We start from the raw sequence: 20,505 nt of genomic DNA, 5'->3' as shown, positions 1-20,505 counted from the left end.
TTGTCACTTCGATCGGCATGTCAGGCGGCAATCCACACCTGACCGTTTTCCACGCGTGCGGGGAACGCGTTGACCGAATGCTGCGGCGCTTCGATGCACTCGCCGGTGGACAGATCGAAGTGATGCTTGTAGATGGGCGAGGCCACCACGATGCGCTCGCCGAAGCTGCCCACGAGCCCGCGCGAGAGCACCGCTGCGTGCGAGTTCGGATCGTAGTTGCCGATGGCGTACACGCGCGCGTCGCCGTCGTCGACATGGAACACGGCGACCTGTTCGCCCTTCACGAGCGCGCACACGCCGGTGTTCGGCACGATGTCGTTGAGCGTGCAGACGGGAACCCAGTTGCCTTGACTATGTTCGTTGCTCATTGCGTACTCCTCGGTTCGATGAAAGGGAATCAGACGGTTTCGACGACGACGGGAATGCCGGACAGCGCCTCATGTCGCTTGAATTGCGGCGCCGCCCGCGGGACCTGCGTGCGCTCCTCGGGTGTAGCCGGGCGAATCTGGCCGCGCTCTTCAATGAAGGTGACGTGCTGGTCACCGGCATCGCTATTGACGAAGTGACGGAAGCGGCGGCGCGTTTCAGGATCGGTTACGGCCTTCTTCCACTCGCATTCGTAGGTGTCCACCACGAGCTGCATTTCCGCTTCGAGTTCGGCGCCGAGGCCCAGCTTGTCGTGCACGACCACGTCAATCAGATAGTCGAGGCCGCCTTCGAGGTTGTCGCGCCACACGCTCGTGCGCTGCAGGCGGTCGGCCGTGCGCACGTAGAACATGAGAAAACGATCGACGTAGCGCACCAGCGTGGCCTGATCGAGATCGGCAGCGAGCAGTTCCGCATGGCGCGGCTTCATGCCGCCGTTGCCGCACACGTAGAGGTTCCAGCCCTTCTCGGTTGCGATGATGCCGACGTCCTTGCCTTGCGCCTCCGCGCATTCACGCGTGCAGCCCGAGACACCGAACTTGATCTTGTGCGGCGCGCGCAGACCCTTGTAGCGGTTCTCGAGTTCGATCGCGAAGCCCACCGAGTCGCCCACGCCGTAGCGGCACCACGTCGAGCCCACGCACGATTTCACGGTGCGCAGCGCCTTGCCGTAAGCGTGCCCCGATTCGAAGCCAGCGGCGATCAGTTCCTCCCAGACGAAAGGCAACTGCTCGACGCGCGCACCAAAGAGGTCCACGCGCTGGCCACCCGTGATCTTCGTGTAAAGGCCGTACTTCTTCGCCACCTGCCCCACGGCGATGAGGCCGTCCGGGGTGACCTCGCCGCCCGGCATGCGCGGCACCACCGAATACGTGCCGTCGCGCTGAATGTTGGCGAGGTAGTAGTCGTTCGAATCCTGCAGGCTCGCGTGCTCCTTCTTCAGCACGAATTCGTTCCAGCAGGACGCCAGAATCCCGCCCACGGCCGGCTTGCAGATATCGCAGCCCAGCCCCTTGCCGTGCTTCGCGAGCAGTTCGCCGAAGGTCTTGACGCCCTCCACGCGCACGATGTGATACAGCTCCTGGCGCGAGTAATGGAAGTGCTCGCAAAGGTGATTGTTGACGGCGAGCCCCTGGCGCTTCATCTCCGACTTCATGACCTGAGTGACGAGCGGCACGCAGCCGCCGCACGACGTGCCGGCGTTGCACGCCCCCTTCACCGCGGCGATGGTCGTCGCACCGTCGCGCACGGCCGCACAAATTTCGGCCTTCGAAACGTTGTTGCACGAGCAGATCTGTGCGGCGTCGGGCAGCGCTTCCACGCCGATCGCGGGCTTGGCCTTGCCGTCGGCCTGCGGCAGGATCATGAATTCGGGCGACTCGGGCAGATCGATGCCGTTGAGCATCATCTGCAGCAGCGTGCCGTATTCGCTCGCGTCGCCCACCATCACCGCACCGAGCAGCTTCTTGCCGCAATCGGACACCACGATCTTCTTGTAGACCTGGCGGCGCTCGTCGGCGTAGCGGTACGAACGGCTGCCGGGGGTCTTGCCGTGCGCGTCGCCGATGCTCGCCACATCCACACCCATCAGCTTGAGCTTGGTGCTCATGTCGGCGCCCGCGAAGCTCGACGCCTCGCCCGCCAACGCCCTGGCGGCGATGCGCGCCATGTCGTAACCGGGGGCGACGAGGCCGAAGATCTGGCCTTGCCAGAGCGCGCATTCGCCGATGGCGTAAATGTTCGCGTCGCTCGTGCGGCACTGGCCGTCGATCACGATGCCGCCGCGCGCGCCGACTTCGAGGCCGCAGGCGCGGGCAATCTCGTCGCGCGGGCGAATGCCGGCCGAGAACACGATCATGTCGGCGTCGAGGTGCGTGCCGTCGGCGAACTGCATGCGGTTGGCGGCCGTTGCGCCGTCCACCGTTTTACCGTCCACGATCGCCAGCGTGTTCTTCTGCGTGTGCACGCTCACGCCGAGTTCTTCGATCTTGCCGCGCAGCATGCGGCCGCCGTCGTCGTCCACCTGCACCGCCATGAGGCGCGGCGCGAATTCCACCACGTGCGTCTCGAGGCCAAGGTCGCGCAGCGCTTTCGCGCATTCGAGACCGAGCAGGCCGCCACCCACCACCACGCCCGACTTAGCGTGCGCGCCGCGCGTCTGCATCGCTTCGAGATCGGCAATGGTTCGGTAGACGAAGCAATCGGCGCGATCATTGCCCGCGATGGGCGGCACGAACGCCGAGGAGCCGGTGGCCAGCACGAGCTTGTCATACGAAATCGTCTGGCCGTTGGACACCTCGATGGTGCGCGCTTCGCGATCGATCGACACCGCCCTCGCGTTCAGCACGAGACGCACGTTCTCGCGATCGAAGAAGCCGGGTGCCACGAGCGAGAGATCGTCCGCCGACTTGCCCGCGAAGAATTCGGAGAGGTGCACGCGGTCGTAGGCGGGACGCGGCTCCTCGCAGAGCACGGTCACGCGCGCCTTGGGCGCGCCGTCCGCAAGGATGCACTCGAGAAATTTGTGGCCCACCATGCCATGGCCGACAACGACGATCTCCATCGCCGCCGAGCTGTTCACTTCGTTCGTTGCTTGCACCATGAGCCCCTGCCAATAAAAAAGGCGTCCCGCGATTCCAGCTTGCGCGAAGCCAGATTCGGGGGACGCCGTTGCCCTGAATACGAAACCTTTGTGCGCCGCGCTACTGCTTGCGGCCGAATCCCCATTGATTCGCGTGGCACTTGCTGCGAAGCAATACGCAAGCACTGTGCCAATCTGCGCGCATCCCGCGCAACGCCCCGTCCGGCGGACTTTGGCGGCTGGCGAGCGGGGCGTGCGGCACCTCGCCGGCGCGCGCATCGTGATGCAGGCCAGCACAAGATTGGTGCCGTGCAGCACATTCGCTGTGCGCCCTGGGCTTGCAGGTCGCGGCGTGGTCAATTGGGGCGGCCGGCTAGGTGCGGCCCGGCTCGGTGCGCCCGGCCCAGGGAGCGCCCCGCTAGCGGGCGGGCGGCGCGAGCGCGTGCAAGTTGGTCTGGAACTTGCGTGAGTCCGGGCGCCCGGCAGCGTTGCCGGGCATGCAACCCTGGTGCCGCGCATCGCGCACCGCGCACCGCGCGCCTCTTTTCGAACACACCGGACAATGGCGTCCCCTCGTCGCAAGCGGCGAGCGGACGCCATTTGTTTTATGGCGCTCCCCACGTGGGTGCGCGCAATACAAAGGAAGACAACGATGATGACGGGCAACGAAGGCAAGGTCACGCTGGTGAGCGCAGGTCCGGGCGATCTCGACCTCCTCACCCTGAAGGCGGCGAAGGTGCTCGCGAGCGCCGACGTCGTGCTGCTCGACGATCTCGTGAATCCGGAAATCGTCACGCTCGCGCCGCAGGCCCGCGTGATCCGCGTGGGCAAGCGAGGCGGCTGCCGCTCCACACCGCAGGCGTTCATCGAGCGGCTGATGCAGCGCTACGCGCGCCGCGGCTTGCACGTGGTGCGCGTGAAAGGCGGCGACGCACTGCTGTTCGGCCGCGCAGGGGAAGAACTCGCGGCATTGCGCCGTGCGAGTGTGACGGTGGAGATCGTGAACGGCGTATCTGCGGCGTTCGCGGCGGCGGCGGGACTCGGCGTATCGCTCACGCATCGTGACCATTGTCAGGGCGTGATCTTCGTGACCGCGCACTTGCGCGACCACAGCGAACCGGACTGGCAGGCGCTCGCCGCGACGGGCATGACGCTCGCCATCTATATGGGCATGAGCCGCATCGAGTCGCTGTGCGCAACGCTCGTGGCCGCGCTCCCCACGGCGACGCCCGCCGCCGTCGTGCAGTGGGCGGGCAGCGCGAACGAGCAGTGCGTCACGGGCACGCTCGGCACGATTGCGGCGCACGCGCGTGCAGCAGGCCTTGACAGCCCCGCCATCATCCTCGTGGGCAACGCGATTGGCGAGGCGGCTTCGTTCGCCATTTCGCCTGCGTCGTTCGGCGTGCATTCGTGCGAAGCGAGTATCGCGGACCTGCGTCGCCGCGCGTAAACGCGTTAGCGGCCCGTCGCTCGCGCGCGGGCCGCATCCTGCTAACTACCCAGGTCTTCAGTTGCTAGCGCTCGCCTGAGCGCCCTGCACGACAGCCGTTGCCGTCGCCGGCTCCTGGGGCAGCGCCCATTCGAGCCAGCGTGCGCGATGCAGCACCACGAGCCCGAATGCGGCCGCCGCGATCACACCGAACGTCGCGAAGCCCATCTGGTAGCTGCCGGTGCTCTCCTTGGCGATACCCATAATGACCGGCAGATAGAAGCCGCCGATCCCCCCCGCCGCGCCGATGATGCCCGACATCAGCCCGGTGCGGCCCTGCCAGCGGCGCGGGACGAGCTGGAACGTCGCGCCGTTGCCGAGACCGAAGCACACGTAGGTGAACGCGAGCAGCGCAATGCCGGCGGCGAACGGCGGCATCCACAGCGCAAACGCGAAGTCGCACGCCGAGATCGCGGCAAGCAGCACCACCAGCGCGCGCACGCCCGAGATCCGATCCGCGACAAGGCCACCGAGCGGGCGCACCATCGCGCCGGTCAGTGCGAGCAGCGACATCACCACGCCGGCTTCGAGCTTCGGTACCTGGTAGAGGGAAATCAGCAGCGTCGAGACATAGGACGACATGCCCACGAAGCCGCCGAACGTGATGCTGTACACGAGCATCACGACCCACGTGTCGCCTTCGGTCAGCACCGCGCGATAGTGGCGCGGCAACACGCCAATGGCGAGCAGCGCGCCGAACACCGGCAGCAGCAGCACACCGGTCTTGCCCGCGCCGAACACGCCGGCATGCACGGCAAGCACGAGCGCGATCAAGCCGGCGAGCGTGATGCCGAACGACCGCAATGCCTGCCGCGCGCTGCCGGACTTCTGGCCGAGGTCGCGGGCCCAGAACGTCACGGCCGTCGCGGCGAGCGCGAGCAGTGGCAGCGCCGCGCCCGTGGCGCGCGCCCATCCATAGTGGCTGGCGAGGCCCGGGAAGAGGAAGCCGTCGAGCACGGCGCCAATATTGCCGGCCGCGGCGAGGCCGAGCACGAGGCCCTGCACCTTCGGCGGATAGTTGCTGCCCGCCATCGGCAGCGCCACGGCGAAGCTGGCACCGCCCACGCCGAGCAGCACGCCGAGCACGAGCAGCAAGGTATAGGACGGCGTGCCCGGCAGCATCAGCAGCACGGCAGCGGGGATGGCGGAAAGCGCGATGCCCATCAGCGCGACACGGCGGCCGTCGTAGGCCTGGTACAGATTGCCGAGCGTCACGCGCAGAATCGCCGCGCCGAGCACGGGCACGGCCACGAGCAGGCCCAGTTCGGCCGGCGTCATCGCAATGTCCTTCTGGATGAACGGCGCGAGCGGGCCGAACATCACCCACACCGTGAAGCCAGTGTCGAAATACAGGAAACACGCGACCAGCGCGCGCCAGTTACCGCTCTTGAGCGAGCTTACTAGGTCTTTCACGAGGTTCTCTCCAGTAATGGATCTCAACCCGCCATGCGGGCATGCATCCGTTGATTTCGGAATCCAGAATGTCTTTCGGGCGCGCCATTGCGCGTTTCGGGCTTGCCGACCACGCCCTGCACGAGCCTGTCCATTTCGCCTATCACGTGCGTCAGCTCTGCCGTGATCACCGCGAATTCGCGGCCGAACTGGCCGGCGCGGGCGGCAGCCACCCGTGCATTGAGCGCGACGATATTCGCGCGCAGGGAAATGGCGGCGAGTTCATCGACGATGCCGGCCTGGCGCTTCGCCGCCGCGGCTTCCACGCTGCGCAATTCGTCCTGGTACGCCTGGGTCAGCGCTTGCAGCAGTTCGAGCAGCGGCGTGGCGGCAGTGGTGAGTTCCGTCACGGCTGCCTCGCACCCGCTATCGGCCGTCGCTGCCTGGACTGAGCGCTCAAGGCAAGCGCACGCGTGCGCGGCGAGTTTCGTGAACGCGCGAATGCGCTCGTCGGCCTTGCGTGCGCCGAAATAGAGTTCGCGCAACGCCGTCGAAAACACGCCGGGAAAGTGATCGTCACCCTCGACCAGCCGTGCGTGCGAAGCCGCAAACGTGTCGAGGCATTCGCGCGCGACGACGAGCGCGGCCGCGTCGCCGTGCAAGCCGAGCAGCGCATGCAGGACCACGCGCTGCGAGAGCATGCGCTGGCGCCCGGCCAGATTGATGAGCTCGCCGACGATTTCCGCAGAGATGTCAGGTATCGTTTCCCGCATGGTCATCTTTAGTAGTGCAAATCGCGTCGCCAGGGGTTTGCCAGACCACGGCGATTGCGCGACGCGCATAAAAAAAGCGTCCCGAAGCGCACCCGCCACGCACGCTGTGCCGTGGAGTGCCACTTCGGGACGCCGTTGCCCCGCACGATCGAAAGATCCCGCGCACGGCGGGACGATGATGCAATTCATTGGAGCCTTCATTGGCCCCGGTAGCGATAAAGCAATAGGTATGCCACCCGCTCGCAGACAGCCCGCGCGCCCCGCGCAACGCCCGGCTGGCGCGGGTTTCACGGTTCACGCAGCGCGTGCGGCCCGAAAAGCCGTAACCGGCTGCGCGCCACCAATCGTGTGCTTCAGGTGGCTGCTGCTGGTGCACTGCAGCGAACCCCCGCACCATCGCCGGGCACCGTCTTGCCCTTCGGCGCGACCGCACTAATCTGTAAACATGGATTTGAGGGCCGCGCCAGCGCGCATGCGTAACGCCGGCCTGGGAGGTGGATCATGAAGCCAACCGCAATCGCCCTCGCGCTCACATGGGTCACCTTCGGGCTCGGCGGCGGCGTCATCGCTTCAGCGGCGAGCGCCGCGAATGAAGCGACGATCGCTATCGTCTCCGGCACCTACGGCAGCAACTGCGGCGCGCCACATGGCAATGTCACACGCGACCTCGCCGCGCACTGTGACGGTTGGCGAACCTGCAGCTATCCGGTGTCGATGATCGCCGCGCAATCGGGCGGCTGTCGCAACGACTATCTCGCCGAATGGCGCTGCGGCGGTCATGAATTCCACAACGCGGCACTGGCTCCCGGCGCGGGCAACGGCGATCGGCTCGTTCTCAGTTGCGTGCCTTCGAGTGGTCCGGGGCATTGAGGTCTGCAAACAGGAATCAGAATCAGTATCAGAGCCCGCACGACGGCATTTTCAGCGCACTGCTAACCACTTTTCTCGCTGGTCCAAAGCAGGCCGCACGTTCATTGTCCCTTTTCAGTGCGTGTAATAGACTCAATTCGACGGAGCGCTCCGCACAACTCACAGGCGTCTGCAAACATCGTAGAGTTGTGCTCCCTGTCACGGGGTCATGCCAGGAAGGAGCGCAACGTCGGCGGACAGTTTCTCGTACTACCTGGGGTTCCGGCGGTCCTCGCCGGAGCGCGATAGGAGCCTCGGCGCGTCTGAATTGCGCGCCCGGGTCAGCGAGGAGACACAGACGATGCTGCTGCCCACTACATCAGCGCCAAAGGCGCAGTCCCGGGATCTGCTCGACGTCCTGATCCGCGCCGCGCTCATTGCCGTTCTGGCGATGTTTTGCTTTCGCATCTTCGCCCCGTTCCTCGACCTCATGGTCTGGTCCGTGATTCTCGCGGTCACGCTTTATCCGCTGCAAATGAAGCTGCAGCGCAGCTTCCCTCACAAGGATGGACTCATCGCCACGCTCATCATTCTCGTGGCGTTCGGCGTGATCCTCGCGCCCACCTGGCTGCTCGGTGTAGCCGTGGCCGATTCGATCGAGCATGTCATGGGCGTCGCGAAGAGCGGCACGTTTCATATCCCGCCTCCCGCCGACTCGATCGCTCACTGGCCAATCGTCGGTCAGCGCGTCTACGATTTCTGGATGCAGGCGTCGACCGACATCACCGGTCTCGTGCAGCGGTTCGCGCCGCAACTGAAGGCGGCCAGCCTCGCCCTGCTCGGCACCGTCACCGGACTTGGCGCCGCACTGCTGATTTTCTTCGTAGCCCTGATCGTTGCCGGCATTCTCATGGCGCACGGCGACAAGGGCCATCGCAGCACGGTGCTGATCGCTTCGCGCGTTTCCGGCCCGGAAAACGGCCCGCAAATCGCCGAGCTTTGCACCGCCACGATTCGCGCGGTCGCCCAGGGCGTGGTGGGCATCGCGTTCATCCAGATGGTATTGATTGGCATCGGCTTCATCGTGATGGGCATTCCCGGCGCAGGCCTGCTCGCACTGGCCGTGCTGCTGATCGGCATCATGCAGTTGCCCGCCACGCTCATCACCGTGCCCGTCATTATCTTCGTGATCATGACGCAGGGCGTGAGCACAGCGACCATCGTGTTCTCCGTCTACGAGTTCGTCGCGGGTCTCGCCGACAACGTGCTCAAGCCGCTGCTGCTTGGCCGCGGTGTGGCCGTTCCCATGCCCGTGGTGCTGATCGGTGCGATTGGCGGCATGGTCACGGGCGGCGTGATCGGCCTGTTCATCGGCCCGGTGATGCTCGCCGTTGGCTATCAACTGTTCTGGCGCTGGGTGAAAGACCAGCCGCAAGCCGAGCACGCACAAGACGAACAACAGGCTTGAGCCGCGAGGCCACCCTGTGATCCTCTGCGAGCGCCCTTACTGGCTCCCGCTCGGCGCCTGCTGCCTGAGCACGCTACTGGTCGCGTGCACGCGCGTGGGCCCCGACTTTCAGCCGCAACACGAGAGCTGGAGCGAGCACTGGAGCAGCGCGTCGATCGAGCAGGTCACGTCGATCGCGGCACAAGCCAATGAGCAACCCGACGCGCGACAATGGTGGCGCGTATTCGGAGACGAAAATCTCGAACAGTTGATTGCCGCAGCCGACGCGAACAACAGCGACCTGAAGATCGCCGCATTGCGCGTGATCGAGGCGCGCGCCCAGCTCGGCATCGCGCTCGCGGGGCGTTACCCGCAGGTGCAACAAGCCAACGCCGACGTGCTGGCCTCGGCGCGCAAGCGCCACGACGGTTTCGACCCGCGTTCGGGCGCGTACTTTCAGTACGGTCTTGGCTTTAGCATCGGCTGGGAACTGGACTTCTGGGGACGCTTTAGCCGCGCGATCGAATCGGCCGACGCCTCGTTCTTCGCCGCCCAGGACAACCGCGAGGACGCGCTCGTGCTCGTCCACGCGCAGGTCGCGGACACCTATTTCACGCTGCGCACGACCGAAGCGCGCCTGCGGATTGCGCGCGAAAACGCGCAGCTGCAAAAGCGCAGCTACGACATCACGCAAAAGCTCTTCAAGAGCGGCGAAACCGACGAGCTCGATCTCCAGCAAGCGAAAACACAGTATCTCGGCACGCTGAGCAGCATTCCCGTGTTCGAGAGCCAGATCGCAGTAGCGCGTCACGCGCTGTGCGTGCTGCTCGGGCGGCCGCCCGGCCCGCTGCCGGAACTCGATGTACAGCCGGCCAAGGCTGGCTTCGTCCCGCTCATCGACCGCGCCGTGCTTCAGGATGTGCCCGCGAGGCTTTTGCTGCGTCGGCCGGACGTGCGCGCGGCGGAGCAGCAGATGGCCGCGCAGTCGGCGCTGATCGGCGTGGCCAAGGCCGATCTGTACCCATCCGTTTCGCTGGTCGGCTCGCTCGTGTGGAGCGCCAGCTCGCTCGCAGGCGCGCCGAGCACGCTCGCCGTGGTGGGCGGCCCAAGCATCACATGGAATCTGTTCGATCACGGCCGCATCACGAACAACGTACGCGTGCAGGATGCCCGCCTGCAGCAATTGATCGTCGCCTACCAGGAGACCGTGCGCGAAGCGGCGCGCGAGGCCGATGACGCCGCAACGGCACTGAACGCGGCACTGCAGCGCGACACGATCCTGCACGACGCCCAGGGCGCGGCGCAGCGCTCCCTCACGCTCGCCAACACGATCTACCGCGAAGGGTACTCGGACTTCCAGCGCGTGCTCGACGCGCAGCGCGCACTCTCCGCGCAGCAGGACGCGTTCGTCGTCAATCGCGGCAACGCCGTGAGCAGCCTGATTGCGCTGTACAAGGCCGTGGACGGCGGTTGGGATCTGGATCAGCCGCTCATCGATCCCGCTACCCGCGCCCAAATGCAGCGACGCACGGACTGGGGCGACCTGCTCGACGAACCGGCATCGCCCTCTGCCGCGCAGAGCCCCGGCAATCAACCGGAAGGGCCGACACGATGAGCAGCGCGTCCGAACCTTCCAGCCCGCCCGAGGCGCCGCCGGCTTCCGACTCCTCGGGCAAGGCGCTCAAGTGGATCGTCGTCCTGATCGCCATCAGCCTGGTCTGGTACCTGCTTGCCGATCGCTTCACGCCTTATACGCAGCAGGCGCGCATTGTGGCCTACGTCGTGCCCGTTGCGGCAGAAGTGTCGGGACGCGTGACGCGCGTGCTCGTGCACAACAACCAGGAGGTCGACGCGGGCGACGTGCTGTTCGAAATCGACAAAGAGCAATACCGCATTGCCGCCGACCGCGCGCGCGCCGACCTCGAATCCACGCGCCGGCAGATCGGCGCGAGCACCGCCGGTATCGATTCGGCGCAAGCCTCATTGCGCGCGGCGCTCGCCAACGAGGTCAAGGCGCGCCAGGATAGCGACCGGCTGGAACGGCTGTACCGCGAAGACGAGGGCACGGTCTCGCTGCGGCGGCTCGAAGTGGCGCGCGCCACGCACGAGCAGGCGCAAAGCCAGGTCGAAGCGGCCCGTGCCGAAATCGAACGCGCGCGCGAACAGCAAGGCGGCAGCGAAGCGGAGAACGCGCAGTTGCGCAGCGCGGCAGGCGCGCTCGAAAAGGCCGAACTCGATCTCGCCAATACGCGCATTCGCGCGCGCTCGGCCGGCGTCATCACCGACCTGCGCACCGAAGTCGGCCAGTTCGCGGCAGCGGGCAATCCGGTCATGACGCTCATCGCCATTCACGATGTCTGGGTCAGCGCGGACATGACGGAGAACAATCTGGGCCGCCTCCATGCGGGCACGCCCGTCGCCATCGCGCTGGATGCGCTGCCGGGCGAAGTGTTCACCGGACGCGTGCGCAGCATCGGCTATGGCGTGAGCGTCGGACAGAGCACGCCGCCCGGCACCCTGCCCACCGTGCAGAATAGCCGCGACTGGCTGCGGCCCGCGCAACGCTTTCCCGTAATCGTCGAGTTCGACAGCGACGAACGCGCACGGCTGCGCAACGTTCGCGTGGGTGGGCAGGCGGAAGTGATGGCGTTTCCGAGCGCCGGCAACCCGCTCAATCCGCTCGGCCGCGTGTTCCTGCGCGTGATGAGCTGGCTCTCCTACCTCTACTGAGCGGCGTCCATGCAAACGAGCCCTTCGATTCCCGGCCGCCGCGCGCTACGCGTTGCCACCGGCACGGCGCTTACGCTTGCGATCAGCTTCGCGCTCGCCTTTCCGATTCCAGTGATCGCGCCGGTGCTCGCCGTCTTTCTGCTGGGGACGCAAAACCGGCCGCTTTCGCTCAAGGCGGCGCTCGCTCTCGCACTGGTCGTCGCGCTCACGACGGGCAGCGGCCTGCTGCTCGTCCCCGTGCTGCGCGATTACGCGTTCGCGGGCGTGCTGCTCGTCGGCCTCTGTCTCTTCCTCGCGTTTCGCGCCGGCCTGCGCGGCGGCAACAATCTCGTGGCGACGTTCCTCGCGGCGGGCCTCACGATGATTACCGCGGCCGGCGTGGCCGACCAGCAACTCGCCGCCACGGTGGTCGGTGCGCTCGTCAAAGGGCTGCTGCTCGCCGTGCTCGTCTCGGTCGTGAGCCATGCGCTCTTTCCCGAGGCCGGCGCCGCGGTGGCGGGCGCCAAACCGGCCGCGCGCGTCCTGCCGCGGGGGACGGCGTCGCGCATCGCCTTGCAGGCCGCGCTCGTGGTCATGCCCGCCTGGCTGCTGGCGATGAACGACCCCGCGAGCTACATGCCGATCATCATGAAGTCCGTGAGCCTCGGCAGACAAAGCTGCACCACGTCGGCACGCGGCGCGGCGCGTGAACTGCTCGGCTCCACGGCGCTCGGTGGACTGCTCGCCGTCGCGTTCTGGTTTGCGCTCAGGCTCTTCGTGAACATCTGGATGTTCTATCTCTGGATGCTGCTGTTCGGCCTGCTCGTGGCGCGCAAGCTTTATCGCATCCGCCCCACGCGTTATTCGCCCGGCTTCTGGCTGAACAGTCTCGTCACCATGATCATTCTGCTGGGTCAGTCGGTCCAGGACAGCGTGGCGGGCAAGGATGTGTACCGCGCATTCGCCGTGCGCATGGCGCTCTTTCTTGCCGTCACCGCTTACGCGTGCCTGATGCTGCAGATAGTCGAGCGTTTCGCACAGCGTGGCGCAGCCACGCCCAAGAGGAATACACCATGAACAATGCGCCAACAAGTGCGGACCATGCCCCGAAAGCACGCGAAATCCTGCTGGAATCGAGCCGGACCATCTGGTACATGCGTCTGCTTCTGGGCGGGCTGCTACTGATATTCGTCGTCCTGACGATCGGCATGTTCTACTTCGGCGGCGCCGTGGAGACGCTGAACCGCACCCCTTCGCCGATGGGCGAGACCGTGTACTTCTGCGCGATCACGGCGCTGACCATCGGTTACGGCGATGTGGTGCCGACCACCGCGTTCGGCCGCATCGACGCGGTGCTGCTCGGACTGATCGGCCTCGTGTTTACCGGATTGATCGTGGCCGCCGCCGTACGCGGCGTGCAGGAGGCCTCACGCCATGCGCGCAATCGGGCGTGAGAAGGCTTTAAGCAAATTCGAGCAGGTGCAATCAGACCCCATCGGGCATCGGGAACCGGCAGGATCGAACATGACGAACACCACCGTCCGTTGGCTGCAGCTGCGCATCGCGCTAGTGAGGACTGGGGCGGCGATGCTCGCCGCAGTGCTGCCGTGGCAAGCGCACGCCCAGAACGTACCGGGTCAACTGTCGAACCAGACCGTGATAGGCGGCAACATCAAGCAGCATGCGGACGCCGTGCTGTCCATCATGACCTACACCACGGTGCCGGACGTCACCACCAGTTCGCTTTCGATCAACAACGGCACCACCGGTAACCCAGGCTTCGGGCAGACACAGCTAGGCGGCGGTTTTACGCTGAGCCGGTCGTTTCCGTTGTACATGGAAGGCACGCTCGCCTATAGCCGCTACGACCCGACGTTCATCGCGACCGACGGCGCACAGACGCGGGCGGTGCCCACGCGGTGGAATACCTTCAGCGGCACGGTGGGGCTTGGCTGGGACTTCCGCATCACCAACGAACTCGTGTTTCGCCCGATCATCAACGGCACGATTGGCCGTGTTTCCAGCGATCTGCGCGTCGGACAGACGTTGTTCAACCATGTCACGGACAGCAATCTCCAGTTCCTCAATAACGGCTATCTGGACGCGTATGGCTACGGCGGTTCGCTGATGCTCGACTATGAGCACTACCGCGAAAACTACGAAATCGATGCGGAATTGCGCGCAACCGATATCTACCTGCGCAGCTTTGGAGGCAGTTCGCAAGCCGTTCAGGGTTCTGCCATGGCGCAGCAAGTGAGCCTCTGGACGCGCTGGCGCGCGCCAACGGGTTGGCACGCGCTCGACAAACCGGTGCGCTACGTGCTGGAGTTCGCCTACTCGCATTACTTCGGCGACAGCGCCGGAGTGCTCGGCTTTAACGAACTGACCTCGCTGGGAGTGGGCCTGGAACTCGACAGCAGCACGTATCCCATCATCATCACCCGTACACGGGCAATGGTCCGCTATGTGTTTGGCCACAACGTGCACGGCGTGTCGTTTGGCCTGGCGGTCAGCTTTTAGGATGTCGAACGATATTTCGCATTGAGGAGAACTGTGATGAGTCTACGGGGCGAGCGTCAATGTTCCTCAACAGCAGGTTCAGTCGTGAGGGGTCTCATGCTCGCAGGGGTTTGTGCCTGCCTGCTGCCACTGGCGGGATGTCCCTACTATGCGGTGCCGCCCGGCACCGTGGTCATGACGCCCGCCAGCTACGACCGGTCATTCGCCGCCGCATCGGGCGCCATGCGCGACGAGGGACTCGCGATCACGGTGCAGGACCCCGGCACGGGCACGATTGCGGGGACACTCGACGGTGGCACCGTGACGGCGAACGTGCACCAGCAAACCGACGGCAGCGTAGTCGTGAAGTTCGATACCGCCGACGCGCGCGACCCCACGCTGATTCACCGGGTCGTGAGCAGCTACGACCGGCGCATGGGGCGCTAGGCAGATCGTTTCCCGGCCGCTTGCGGAGTCCGCAAGCGCCACCGCACTCGCTTACGCTACGTGCGCGGCAAACCCCGTGCGCTCCGGCGCAACGCCTTCACGCAGCGTGAGCGCCGGGATTTCATACGCGCCGCCATTCTGCTTGCGAAACGCAATGGGTTCGGTCTTTGCCAGCGCATCGAGGCGAGCACCGAGCGCGTCGCGCGTTTGCGCATAGCGCACCTCGTCAATGCGTCCCGTGCGATACACGAGAAACGGCGGCAGCACGTCGTAGCCCGGGTAATAGAGCACGCCATGATGGATCGGGAACAGAATGTCGTCGATCGGGCCGTTCACGCCCCGAGGCCCGTAGTGCGACGCCCAGCCGCCCATCGTCACGACGAGCATCGCGCGCTTGCCGGCCAGCGTACCTTCGCCGTAGCGGTTTCCCCAGCGCACGTCGGAGTGCTCACCCACGCCATAGGCGAAGCCGTACGCGAATACACGCTCCACCCAGCCCTTGAGGATGGCAGGCATGGAGAACCACCAGAGCGGAAACTGCAGGATGAGCGTATCGGCCCACAAGAGCTTGGCCTGCTCCCGCGCGATGTCCCCGGCCTGGAGGCCGTTCTCGAAAGCGTGCTTCGAATCGAGCGACGGATCGAACGGCGCGCCGCCCCGGCGCTCGACGCTGTCCTGCGCGTCGAGCGTCGCTTTCCAGTTCATGGCATAGAGGTCCGACACCTGAACGGCGTGACCCGCCGCCTCGAGACGCCGCACGGTGAAGTCTCTGAGCGCGCCGTTAAGCGACTTGGGTTCGGGATGCGCATAGACGAGCAGGATATTCATAGGAGGGCTCCGTGATCTGGTACGAACCCAGCTTAGTTTCCCGGCTGCTATAGTGGAAATGAATAACGGAAATACCAGCCATTATGTCCGCTAATTTGCGCAGCCTCGATCTCAACCTGCTCGTCACGCTCGTGTTCGCCCACAAAAATGATCAAAAAAGAAAACAATAAAAACGAGAACAAGCACCTGCGTTTGACCCAATAAAAACTGAAACATGTAAGCCAACAGAAATATCGAGAGATGTGTTCAGAGGGCACAACGGTGGTGGGAACGTAGCGGCGATAACGCCGCTTATCACGGCACGCCCCCCACATCGCCGGCCCTCCGGAGTCGCTGAGCAAGGGCCCCCGTCCCCGCCGCGGGGCTGCCGGGCGGGTTTGGCGCGCGGTTTTCCCACCCCGCGGGTGTCAGACCCGGTCTCGCGCAGGCTCGGCGCGGGTTTGACGATGCGAGCAATCCTGCTGCGCCCGTCCGCAATTGCAACCGACCACGCCGGTCGGCGCTCGCCGTCCAGACCGTGCCGCTGGACACGGGTTCTGCCGCAGCCTGGTGCCACCAGCCAGCGTTTTGCAGCGACCGCGCGCGGCGACCAACCCACTCACGGCAGTGCGTGCGCGAGCCGCTCCAGCGCTTCCGCGATGGTCTCGCGATCCGGTTCAGTGAGCAGGCCAGCGCGCAGCTTGCGCGCTTGTTGCTCGGCACAACGTGCGAAGCCGGTCCCGTCCGCTGATGTCAATAGTTCGACATCAGCGGTCAAGGTGCAAGTGAATACGCCGTCAGCTCGTACGTGTAATTTTCCAGATGGAGATAGTTGGTCCACTGGTACACGTACTTCACGATTCGTTTTGTACTGGGCGCGTACCAGTACGTGATGTCGAATCGCGACGCGGGACCGCCGCTGAGCTTTCCTTTGTTCAGTCCGTGGACCACGATTTTGTAGGCGTCGAAGGATCCGGCGTCCACCTGCACTTTCTCGAACGCTTCGACCGACGCGTGCGCGCTGACGACCATGTTCCCTCCCGACGCCCAGTGCCTGACGTGACGAATGTCCCAGCTTTTGCCGACCGCCATCGGGAAATCGAGCAACCCTTTAGCGGGCTCATAGGTTGAGCCACCATCGCTGATAACGTCGCCCTGGGCATTAAAAACCATCTCAAGGGGCGGCGCACCTTTTCTCGGGACATTGAGTGTGGTCTGATTGTCAGCCACGGTGACGACAGACTCGACGTGCTGGACGGCAGCATCGGAGTTTGTGTTCGTCGTGCACACCGAGAATGTCCAGGTGTCGCCGACCTTGTAGACCGGAGCCGCGGTCGCGGGGTTGCCCGGGGTTCCCTCGGACTCCTCTGCCAAGACGGGGCCTGCAAGGCAGCTGAGCACCATGGCGACACAGCATATCTGCCGCGTGGCCTTCGCCAGGTAGGCAGTCACGACGATGGACTTCATCGCATCACCCATCAAGAGTCTATCTTGGGCAGCGTAGCGGCCGGCGCGTGGGCTTCATTTACACTGACATGCATGCCAGCCAACCATCTGCCCGATGACATCGCCGCTCTCAAGCGCATCGTTGCCTCGCGCGACGAGACCATCGCGCAGTTGCTGGCCGAGATCTCGCGACTGAAGCGATGGCAGTATGGCCGCTCATCGGAGCGCATGACAGAACTGATGGACCAGCTGCAGCTCGCGCTCGGTGAGCTGCCTGTTCCTGAACCAGCTATGGCAGCACCGGCGAAGGCGCCTGATGCCGACGCGAGTGCGGATACGTCGGCCACTACGAACCTTGTTCCGCTGCGCCGCAAGTCACGGCACTTCCCTGCCCATCTTCCTCGCGAAACGGTTGTGCATGCGCCGTCAAACTGCGGATGCCCGGAATGCGGCAAACAGATGCGTGCGCTCGGCGAAGACGTCTCGGAGGTGCTCGACTATGTGCCCGGCTACTTCAAGGTACTGCGTCACGTACGTCCGAAGCTGAGCTGCCCGCGCTGTGCCGCAGTAGTACAGGAGCCGGCACCTTCGCGGCCGATAGCACGCTCGATGGCGGGTGCGGGGCTGCTCGCACAGGTCGTCGTCGCGAAGTACGCTGACCATATGCCGCTATACCGGCAGGCCGGCATCTATCGCCGCGCGGGCATCGAACTGGACCGGGCAACACTGGCTTCGTGGGTGCGTGAAGCGGCTGCGCTGCTGCAACCCCTGTCCGACGCACTCGGTGGTTACGTGCGCGCCGCAGACAAGATCCATACCGACGACACGCCCGTGCCGGTGCTGGAGCCGGGGCGTGGCAAGACACGCACGGCGCGCCTGTGGACCTATGTGCGGGATGACCGCCCGGCAGGGAGCCGCGCGCCACCAGCAGTCTGGTACAGGTACTCACCCGACCGCAAAGGTGAGCGACCTCGGGAACATCTGGCGGGCTACACGGGAATCCTGCAGGCAGATGCCTTCAGCGGGTATGACGCGCTGTATCGTGACGGCACGGTCATCGAGGCCGGATGCTGGGCGCATGCGCGGCGCAAGTTCTACGACCTGTACAGGCTGGACAGCTCACCGATTGCCGAGGAAGCACTGCGCCGCATTGGGGCGCTGTATGCTGTTGAACGCGAGGTTCGTGGCCAGACGCCGGACGTGCGCCTGTCTGCGCGTCAGCTACGCTCGGCCCCATTGCTCACTGAGCTGAAGGCCTGGCTCGAACACACGCTGTCACAGGTCTCAGCGAAGTCGGGGCTGGCGAAGGCGATCAGATACTCGCTGGGGCACTGGCACGCACTCACACGCTATTGCGAAGACGGGCGCGTCGAGGTGGACAACAATACGGCGGAGCGCGCGATCAGGCCGCTGGTTCTCGGCAGGCGCAATTATCTGTTCGCAGGCTCCGACGGTGGTGGCGAAAGCGCGGCGGTGATCTATAGCCTGATCGGTACGGCGCGCCTGAACGGCATCGAGCCGTTTGCCTGCCTGCGCACGGTGTTTGAGCGCATCGCCGATCATCCCATCAACCGCATCGACGAGTTGCTGCCGTGGCGCCTGATGCCGGCTGCACACATCGAGCAGCAAGCCGCCTGACAATCAATCCGATGGTCCAACCCCGCAAACCTGCAGTGCGCCTGGTCAAGGCGCCAGTGCCCGATTACGTACTGCGCGTTGAGCTGAAGTACATCAAGCCGGCGATCTGGCGACGAATCATCGTTCCCGGCTCGATCCGTCTGGGCAAGCTGCATGTCGTGCTGCAACTGGCCATGGGCTGGGAAGGCGGGCACCTGCACGAGTTCGTCTTCGGCGAAACCAACTATGGTGAACCGGATGACTTCGGATTCCAGAGCGATCCGCCGATGCTCAATGAAGCACGGGTCACGCTGGCGAAGGCGCTGGGCGGGCTGAAGTCATTCACCTACATCTACGACTACGGTGACAACTGGCAGCATCGGATCAAAGTCGAGAAGGCACTCGTGCCTGATCCAGATATGCGCCGGCCGTTGTGCCTGGACGGGCAGAATGCGTGTCCACCGGAAGACGTCGGTGGAGTGCCAGGATATGCCGACTTCCTCGAAGCGATCGCCGATCCGAGGCACGAAGAGCACGACCACTTCCTTGAGTGGTGCGGCGGCAGCTTCGATCCCGCCGCCTTCGATCTCGTGCTCGCGAATCAGCAGCTCTCGGAAGTCAAGTTCTGATCGTCAAGACGGCCTCAGATTGACGCTTACGCTGTAGGCGCTTTTGCCTGCTTTTCTGTTGTTAGCGGCGCTTGTTCGATTCGCTACAACGAAGCCATGGGGGCACGATGGACGACGAAGATCAAATTCATCAAAACAAGTTGCCGGGAAAAACCTACATTAGTCCGCGGATTTATATCGATGCACATGAGGCAGTGCGGATAGCCTCGAAGGTGATCGACTCAGACGGGCTTCACTATGCGACAGTGAAAAAGGAAGTCTTGCTGCGGCGCACCGAAAAAGGTCGTACCGAGATCGTCGCCAAGTTTCTGGAATCTACAAGAGACTTGCGTGTCCTGACAATTCAGGCTTTCAATGGCCAAACAGGTACGCCACATAAAACTCATTTCTCATTTATTGGCGAAGAGATTCCGAAACTGCTTGCTTTCTTTGAGCACATTGCGTCCGTCGAGTTTGCGTCGCAGGACAAAATCAACATCACTGATACTGAACTGAGGCGGCTTGTCTTATCGAAGGAACAAGCTGCCAGCTTAGTTCAGGACAACCAAGACCTCTTCTCAGAGGTCGTCCGTCAGGCTATCACGAGAGAAGACGTTGTTGCTCTTGGCTATCGCAAGCGGCAAGTTTCCACGTTTGCGAAGTTACTGAGCGAGCCGACCTACTTCAACCAACTGAAGGCGGCTAAAGGCGTGAATGGAGATGAAGCATTATGGCAAGTGAACCGCACCGGGAATCGTGGAGGCCGGTTGGTTTAAGTTAATGCGGGCACGTCAGTGATATTTCTGAGTTTCCCGTAGTAGTTTGCCTCAGCTTCAGCGGGCGGGATATAGCCCAGCGGCTCCATCAACCGATGATGGTTGTACCAGGCCACCCATTCCAGCGTTGCCAGTTCGACGGATTCCCGCGTTTTCCACGGGGCGCGCCGATGAATCAGTTCTGTCTTGTACAGGCCGTTGATCGTTTCGGCCAGCGCATTATCGTAGCTGTCGCCACGACTGCCGACGGAGGGCTCGATACCCGCTTCGGCCAGACGTTCGCTGTAGCGAATGCTGACGTATTGGGCGGATTCAACCGGTCGTCGCAACACCTCTAATATGGAGGTGTTAAATGGGAAGACCACGAGGTTGGGCCTCGCAACAAACAGGGTGTCACCTTCCGGCATAAAGGAGCCGGGTATTTCCGGCATATAGGCGCCAGCAGAAGTGGGTAGAAACGAGCATCTTTGTGGTTTAAGAATGGGCCGTTTAAGTCGCGTTTGCAAGGTTCAAGTGATGCTCCGGAAGGTGCCGCGGGCTTCGATAGGAGTGACCGTCGAGCACGAGGCAATAAGCGTTGTGGCGCAGCCGGTCGAGCGTGGCCGAGGCGAGCAGACGGTTAGACGGGAACGCCTGGTC

19 protein-coding genes and 1 pseudogene are annotated in these 20,505 nt (G+C 64.2%); 12 read left to right on the top strand and 8 right to left on the bottom strand.

Annotated elements, in window-relative coordinates:
• Positions 1 to 20: 20 nt before the first annotated feature.
• Positions 21 to 368: a nitrite reductase small subunit NirD gene (nirD, locus tag M3I56_RS26915; RefSeq protein ID WP_133186372.1), complete on the bottom strand. Its 348-nt coding sequence runs from the start codon at positions 366 to 368 to the stop codon at positions 21 to 23.
• Between the two features lie 29 nt (positions 369 to 397).
• Positions 398 to 2,989 (bottom strand): nitrite reductase large subunit NirB, encoded by a 2,592-nt coding sequence (gene nirB, locus M3I56_RS26910; RefSeq protein WP_254356594.1) that lies wholly within the window; start codon positions 2,987 to 2,989, stop codon positions 398 to 400.
• 673 nt (positions 2,990 to 3,662) lie between these two features.
• Between nirB and cobA the strand changes: the two genes are divergently transcribed.
• The gene (gene cobA / locus M3I56_RS26905; RefSeq protein ID WP_254356593.1) at positions 3,663 to 4,457 is read left to right on the top strand and encodes a uroporphyrinogen-III C-methyltransferase; all 795 of its coding nucleotides are present in this window, start codon (positions 3,663 to 3,665) and stop codon (positions 4,455 to 4,457) included.
• A 57-nt stretch (positions 4,458 to 4,514) separates the two neighbouring features.
• Here the strand turns inward: cobA and M3I56_RS26900 are convergent, their stop codons facing one another.
• Both M3I56_RS26900 and M3I56_RS26895 read right to left on the bottom strand, forming a co-directional pair.
• Positions 4,515 to 5,909 carry an MFS transporter gene (locus M3I56_RS26900; protein WP_254356535.1) on the bottom strand — a complete coding sequence of 465 codons (1,395 nt, stop codon included), beginning with the start codon at positions 5,907 to 5,909 and terminating at the stop codon, positions 4,515 to 4,517.
• Positions 5,910 to 5,932: 23 nt separating this feature from the next.
• The gene (locus M3I56_RS26895; protein ID WP_254356533.1) at positions 5,933 to 6,661 is read right to left on the bottom strand and encodes a type IV pili methyl-accepting chemotaxis transducer N-terminal domain-containing protein; all 729 of its coding nucleotides are present in this window, start codon (positions 6,659 to 6,661) and stop codon (positions 5,933 to 5,935) included.
• A gap of 501 nt (positions 6,662 to 7,162) precedes the next feature.
• On the opposite strand from M3I56_RS26895, the gene M3I56_RS26890 reads away from it, so the two are divergent.
• The 8 genes from M3I56_RS26890 (at position 7,163) to M3I56_RS26855 (ending at position 14,612) form a co-directional block, all read left to right on the top strand.
• Positions 7,163 to 7,531 (top strand): hypothetical protein, encoded by a 369-nt coding sequence (locus tag M3I56_RS26890; protein WP_254356532.1) that lies wholly within the window; start codon positions 7,163 to 7,165, stop codon positions 7,529 to 7,531.
• 340 nt (positions 7,532 to 7,871) lie between these two features.
• On the top strand, positions 7,872 to 8,978 hold the full coding sequence (locus tag M3I56_RS26885) for an AI-2E family transporter (protein WP_254356531.1): 1,107 nt from the start codon (positions 7,872 to 7,874) through the stop codon (positions 8,976 to 8,978).
• Between the two features lie 64 nt (positions 8,979 to 9,042).
• A complete protein-coding gene (locus M3I56_RS26880) occupies positions 9,043 to 10,572 on the top strand; it encodes a TolC family protein (protein WP_254356592.1) in 1,530 nt (509 codons plus the stop codon).
• Positions 10,569 to 11,687 (top strand): HlyD family secretion protein, encoded by a 1,119-nt coding sequence (locus tag M3I56_RS26875; RefSeq protein WP_254356529.1) that lies wholly within the window; start codon positions 10,569 to 10,571, stop codon positions 11,685 to 11,687. The genes M3I56_RS26880 and M3I56_RS26875 overlap by 4 nt, the downstream gene beginning before the upstream one ends.
• A 9-nt stretch (positions 11,688 to 11,696) precedes the next feature.
• Positions 11,697 to 12,743 carry a DUF2955 domain-containing protein gene (locus M3I56_RS26870; RefSeq protein ID WP_254356527.1) on the top strand — a complete coding sequence of 349 codons (1,047 nt, stop codon included), beginning with the start codon at positions 11,697 to 11,699 and terminating at the stop codon, positions 12,741 to 12,743.
• A complete protein-coding gene (locus M3I56_RS26865; protein ID WP_254356526.1) occupies positions 12,740 to 13,120 on the top strand; it encodes a potassium channel family protein in 381 nt (126 codons plus the stop codon). The genes M3I56_RS26870 and M3I56_RS26865 overlap by 4 nt, the downstream gene beginning before the upstream one ends.
• A gap of 133 nt (positions 13,121 to 13,253) precedes the next feature.
• Complete coding sequence (locus M3I56_RS26860; protein ID WP_254356591.1) at positions 13,254 to 14,186, top strand: hypothetical protein; 933 nt, start codon at positions 13,254 to 13,256, stop codon at positions 14,184 to 14,186.
• Positions 14,187 to 14,270: 84 nt separating this feature from the next.
• A complete protein-coding gene (locus M3I56_RS26855; protein ID WP_375541796.1) occupies positions 14,271 to 14,612 on the top strand; it encodes a hypothetical protein in 342 nt (113 codons plus the stop codon).
• Positions 14,613 to 14,663: 51 nt separating this feature from the next.
• On the opposite strand, the gene M3I56_RS26850 is transcribed toward M3I56_RS26855, so the two are convergent.
• From M3I56_RS26850 to M3I56_RS26840, 3 genes are all read right to left on the bottom strand, one after another.
• Positions 14,664 to 15,440, bottom strand: a complete 777-nt coding sequence (locus M3I56_RS26850; RefSeq protein ID WP_254356524.1) for an NAD(P)H-dependent oxidoreductase — start codon at positions 15,438 to 15,440, stop codon at positions 14,664 to 14,666.
• Between the two features lie 598 nt (positions 15,441 to 16,038).
• Positions 16,039 to 16,197 (bottom strand): hypothetical protein, encoded by a 159-nt coding sequence (locus M3I56_RS26845; RefSeq protein WP_254356523.1) that lies wholly within the window; start codon positions 16,195 to 16,197, stop codon positions 16,039 to 16,041.
• Positions 16,194 to 16,886 (bottom strand): hypothetical protein, encoded by a 693-nt coding sequence (locus tag M3I56_RS26840; protein WP_254356521.1) that lies wholly within the window; start codon positions 16,884 to 16,886, stop codon positions 16,194 to 16,196. The genes M3I56_RS26845 and M3I56_RS26840 overlap by 4 nt, the downstream gene beginning before the upstream one ends.
• A gap of 72 nt (positions 16,887 to 16,958) precedes the next feature.
• On the opposite strand from M3I56_RS26840, the gene M3I56_RS26835 reads away from it, so the two are divergent.
• From M3I56_RS26835 to M3I56_RS26825, 3 genes are all read left to right on the top strand, one after another.
• Positions 16,959 to 18,503 (top strand): IS66 family transposase, encoded by a 1,545-nt coding sequence (locus tag M3I56_RS26835; protein WP_254356589.1) that lies wholly within the window; start codon positions 16,959 to 16,961, stop codon positions 18,501 to 18,503.
• Between the two features lie 11 nt (positions 18,504 to 18,514).
• Complete coding sequence (locus M3I56_RS26830; protein ID WP_254356520.1) at positions 18,515 to 19,111, top strand: plasmid pRiA4b ORF-3 family protein; 597 nt, start codon at positions 18,515 to 18,517, stop codon at positions 19,109 to 19,111.
• Between the two features lie 107 nt (positions 19,112 to 19,218).
• A complete protein-coding gene (locus tag M3I56_RS26825; protein ID WP_254356519.1) occupies positions 19,219 to 19,866 on the top strand; it encodes a hypothetical protein in 648 nt (215 codons plus the stop codon).
• On the opposite strand, the pseudogene M3I56_RS26820 reads toward M3I56_RS26825, so the two are convergent.
• Positions 19,863 to 20,174: pseudogene (locus tag M3I56_RS26820) on the bottom strand (integrase core domain-containing protein); the annotation flags it as partial. The gene M3I56_RS26825 and the pseudogene M3I56_RS26820 overlap by 4 nt on opposite strands.
• Positions 20,175 to 20,505: the final 331 nt, after the last annotated feature.

It is taken from the genome of Paraburkholderia sp. CNPSo 3281, assembly GCF_024206515.1.
Taxonomy (GTDB): domain Bacteria; phylum Pseudomonadota; class Gammaproteobacteria; order Burkholderiales; family Burkholderiaceae; genus Paraburkholderia; species Paraburkholderia nodosa.
Note: the sequence above shows the minus strand (reverse complement) of the source record. Positions and strands in the feature narration are given on the sequence as shown.